Annotated in this window: 4 protein-coding genes; 2 read left to right on the top strand and 2 right to left on the bottom strand. The window is 65.8% G+C overall.

The genetic code is table 11. The features are described from left to right. Together nthB and JOZ00_RS06825 are read left to right on the top strand one after the other, a co-directional pair. On the top strand, window positions 1-647 hold a 647-nt coding region (gene nthB, locus JOZ00_RS06820; protein ID WP_293341548.1), incomplete at its 5' end, for a nitrile hydratase subunit beta. Beyond that, window positions 644-1,000, top strand: coding sequence for a nitrile hydratase accessory protein (locus JOZ00_RS06825; RefSeq protein ID WP_293341551.1), 357 nt, complete (start codon window positions 644-646; stop codon window positions 998-1,000). The genes nthB and JOZ00_RS06825, both read left to right, overlap by 4 nt. Here the strand turns inward: JOZ00_RS06825 and JOZ00_RS06830 are convergent. Next, on the bottom strand, window positions 997-1,923 hold the full coding sequence (locus JOZ00_RS06830; protein ID WP_293341554.1) for a class I SAM-dependent methyltransferase: 927 nt from the start codon (window positions 1,921-1,923) through the stop codon (window positions 997-999). The genes JOZ00_RS06825 and JOZ00_RS06830 overlap by 4 nt on opposite strands. Before the next feature lie 19 nt (window positions 1,924-1,942). Then, window positions 1,943-4,246 (bottom strand): thioester reductase domain-containing protein (locus JOZ00_RS06835; RefSeq protein ID WP_293341557.1); only part of this gene is annotated, 2,304 nt, incomplete at its 5' end.

The following is a 4,246-nucleotide window of genomic DNA, read 5'->3' on the forward strand; positions in this document are numbered from 1 at the left end:
TCACCCGAGCCGACCTGGGCGGCCAGCTGGGACACGGTCCGATCGAATTCGAGTCCGAACACAAAGCGTGGCATGCCGATTGGGAACCGCGCGTGTTCGCGCTTCAGCTGTCGATGGGCGCCGCCGGGGTTTGGAATCTCGACATGACACGATCCGCACGCGAAACCCTGCCGGACTACGACCAGCGCAGCTACTACGAAATCTGGTACGCCGCACTGCTCAAGCAACTCGACGAGCGCGGATTGGTCACCGCCGATGAGCTGGCCGCCGGCCGGTCGATCCACCCGCCGCTGCTGTTGCCTCGCGTCGTGCGCGCAAGCGATGTGCCGAAGCTCCAGGCCCATGGCGCGCCCACCGAGCGGCTCGCAACCGAGGGACCGCGGTTCGCCGTCGGTCAGCGCGTGCGGACGATCACCGGACCCACGCCGCATCACACCCGCCTGCCCGGCTATGCGCAAGGCAAGCCGGCGGTGATCGAACGGGTGCACGGCGCGCACGTTTTCGCCGATGCGAACGCCAGTGGTCACGGGGAACAGCCGCAGTGGCTCTACACGGTCGTGTTCCACGGTACCGATCTGTGGCCGGACGCCGAGCAGGGCCTCACGGTGTCGATCGACGCGTGGGAACCATACTTGGAAACAGCATGAATCAGTCCGCATGGCTCGGCACAGCAGGCGACGAGCCGGTGTTCGCAGAGCCTTGGCAGGCAAGGGCTTTCGCGATGGTGGTTTCGCTGCACGAGCGTGGGCTCTACACCTGGGCCGAGTGGGCCGACGCGCTGGCCGCTCGTATCAAGGCGGCACAGGCGGCGGGAGACCCGGACGTCGGCGATTCCTACTACCGCCACTGGCTTGGCGCGCTCGAAGACTTGTTGGCGCGCAAAGGTATTGGCTCGGACGAGACAGCCCGCTGGCGGGATGCGTGGCAACACGCGGCGAACCGCACACCGCATGGCGAGCCGATCGAACTGCGAGCCGACGACTTTGACGTAGCTCGTTAGGCCGGAACCGCGCCGTTCAAAGGCTTCCGCGCCGACGCGATCACATAGTCCGTCAAGCCGGTCCCGCGTTCCCACACTTCTACGCCCCGGCACTGGGCGCGATCATCTTCGGAGACTTCGACGACCACGTCGGCCATCTTCTTGTTTCCCTCGACGCGCTGCCGAGCGTATTTGGCCATCCCGGGAAACACGTCTTCCCGGATCGAATCCACGACGACATCGTCAAAGCCCACCGCCGACAGCCGCCGTGCGTACTCTTCGCGGTCGTAGTAATTCGCCTCGGGAACGTGACCGTACTTTCGGCCGAAGTTGTTGATGGCGCTGAGTTTTTGGCCCGGATTCGGGAGCATGTCGGCGAGCGCGACGGTTCCCCCCGGTTTGAGGACGCGGAACGCCTCGCGCAGGAACTGATCCCGCGTGTCAAAGTGGAATGCGCATTCCAAGGCCAGGACTTTGTCGAATGACGCGTCGGGAAAATCCATCGCGGTCGCGGAACCGAGCCGGACGTCGATCTGGTTTTCCAGCCCGCGCTTGGCGACGCGTTCGCGACCCTTGTCGATGTGCACGGGCGTGATGTCGATGCCCGTGATGTGTGACAGCTTGAAGTGATCCAGCAGGACGAAGTCCTGGTCCGCGAAACCGACACCCACATCCAGGACCGAATCGCCGGGCTTCAGACCAGCGCTCGTCCCCAGGAGTTCGACCATCGCGACACACGCGTCGGGATAGGTGCGGGCCGTTTTCCAGTAACCGTTGTTGAGCCACAACGGCTTTGAGTCGTCGGAGTACTTTTCATTCATGAAATCGACGACGTCGTCGCCGAGGATCGTGTAATAGGCCGCGGCGTCTTTCTGCCGCCGCAGGCTGGCGAAACGGACCATCGTGAGAAACGCCCAGTAGATGGAAAGGGAGATTCGCCGCATGTTGTGCACCTTTCGCGGGTTAGAGCAGTCCGAGGAGTTGCAAGTCGGTGACGTACTTGATGATGATCGGCGCCGAGATGCGCGGGATATCGGGGGCGTTCTTGTCAGGGCCGATTCTTGCTTGTCGCACCGCGGCGCGGAAGCGGTCGGTCGGCCCGTAGGATCCGCGGGTCGGCTCGGGAGGATCGACGGGCGCGGAATTGCGCAGCATCAACATCTGCAGCATCGAGTGCTGGCGCTGGCGATCCGGCAGCGCCCCCAGGGCGGTTTCGAACCGGTGCAGCCACTCCCCGAAGTCGCCGATGCGTTGGATCGGGTAGCCGGCCTCGATCAGCCAGTCAACGTACTCGTCGGGCCCGATGCCGTCGTCGTGCGGGTTCATCACGTGATAGGTCTCGAATCCGTCGGCCACTTGGGCGCCCAGTGTGGCGATCGACTCGGCGATGAAATCGACTGGCAGACCGTCGAAATGGGCGCGTTGCCGGTTTCCGTCGGCGTCGAGTTGGAAGAACGAACCGGGCGCGAGCCCCGCGGCCACCAAACTCAGCACCGCGCGGGTCATTGTGTCCGAAAGGTTGAGCTGACCCGCGTACCTGGGTTCAGCCAGAATCACGTCGCAGCGAAACACGCCAACCGGCAGCCCACACAGGTCGTTGGCCTCGCGCAGCAGCACCTCACTGGCCCACTTGCTGTTGGCGTAGCCGTCCCCGTAGCTGTCATCGATTGCGCGGGTGGGACAGATGAGCCGGATGTCGGCGTCCTCGGTGAACGCGGACGATTCGATTTGGGTCCGCACATCGGCGGTCGACACGTAGCTGAAGGACTTGAGTTTCGTGGTGAGCGCGATCCGGATCAGCTCGGTGGTGCCAACGACGTTGGGGCCGAACAACTCTCGGTAGGGGAAGACGGCGTTGACAAGGGCGGCGGAATCGACGATCAGATCGACGGTGTCGGCCAGCCGCTGCCAGGTCTGTTGGTCCAGCCCCAGGTTGGCTTCGCCCTTGTCGCCGGCGACGACCTGTAGATGGTTGGCGGCCAGGTCCCGGTAGTGCCGTAGCAGTCCGGGGTCGCCGCTGTCGAAGGTCTTATCCAGGCGAGCCCGCGCATCCTCGTCGCTCGCCCCCCGCACCAGGCAGATCAGGGTGCCGCCGACCAGCTTCATCCGCTCCAGCCATTCCAGGGCCAGGTAGCGGCCGAGGAATCCGGTGGCGCCCGTCAGCAGGACCGTCCTCACCTCGGTGCTGGGACCCGGCAGACCCGGTGCATTGTTCAGCGTCGTCTCGTCGATGAACTTGTCCAGCGTGAGGTCGGCGGCGTGCGCCTCTGTGGCGTTGCGGCCATGCACGGACGCAAAGCTGGGCCCGTTGGCGGCCTCAGCACTCTTGGCCATCTGCTCGCTGAGTTTTCGGACGGACGGAGCGTCGAACACCGTCCGCACCGACAGGTCGGCGTCCAGACGGGTATTGATCGCGGCGATCAGGCGCATCGCCGACAGCGAATCCCCGCCCAGGTCGAAGAACGAGTCGTCGGTGCCGACCCGATCGAGCCCGAGCACGTGAGCGTAGATGCCGGCCAGGATCTCCTCGGTCGGGCTGGCCGGGGCGCGATACTGCCCCGCGGTGTATTCCGGTGCCGGCAGAGCGCGGGTGTCGAGTTTGCCGTTAGGGGTCAACGGCAGCGACTCGATGACCACCACCGCGGCCGGGACCATGTAGGCCGGGAGTCGTCCGGCGAGCGCGCTGCGCGCCTCGGCCGGGTCGGCGGTGCCGGTGATGTAGCCGACGAGGCGTTTGTCGCCGGGACGGTCCTCGCGGGCGATCACCGCCGCCTGCTCGACGCCGTCCAGCCCGGTCAACGCCGCGTGGATCTCGCCCAGCTCGATGCGATAGCCGCGGATCTTGACCTGCTCGTCGGCCCGTCCAACAAACTGCAGCTGACCGTCGGCGCGCCACCGCACCAGGTCGCCGGTGCGGTACATGCGTGTTCCCGGCTCACCGAACGGGCTTGCCACAAACCGCGATCCTGTCAGCCCGGCGCGGCGCCAATATCCAACCCCGACCCCGGCGCCGGCCACGTACAACTCACCGACCACCCCGACCGGCACCGCGCGTAACCACCCGTCCAGCACGAAGAAGGCCGCCCCTCCGACCGGCGAGCCGATCGGCGGACCGCCCGACCCCGCTTTCAGCGGCGCACTCACGGAGGTATAGATCGTGGTCTCGGTGGGGCCGTAGGAGTGGACCATTACCCGGTCGGGCGCCCACCGATCCACCAGTTCGGGCGGGCAGACCTCGCTCGCCGCCACCAACGTCACCCCATCCAG

It is taken from the genome of Mycobacterium sp., from assembly GCF_019243155.1.
Taxonomy (GTDB): Bacteria; Actinomycetota; Actinomycetes; order Mycobacteriales; family Mycobacteriaceae; genus Mycobacterium.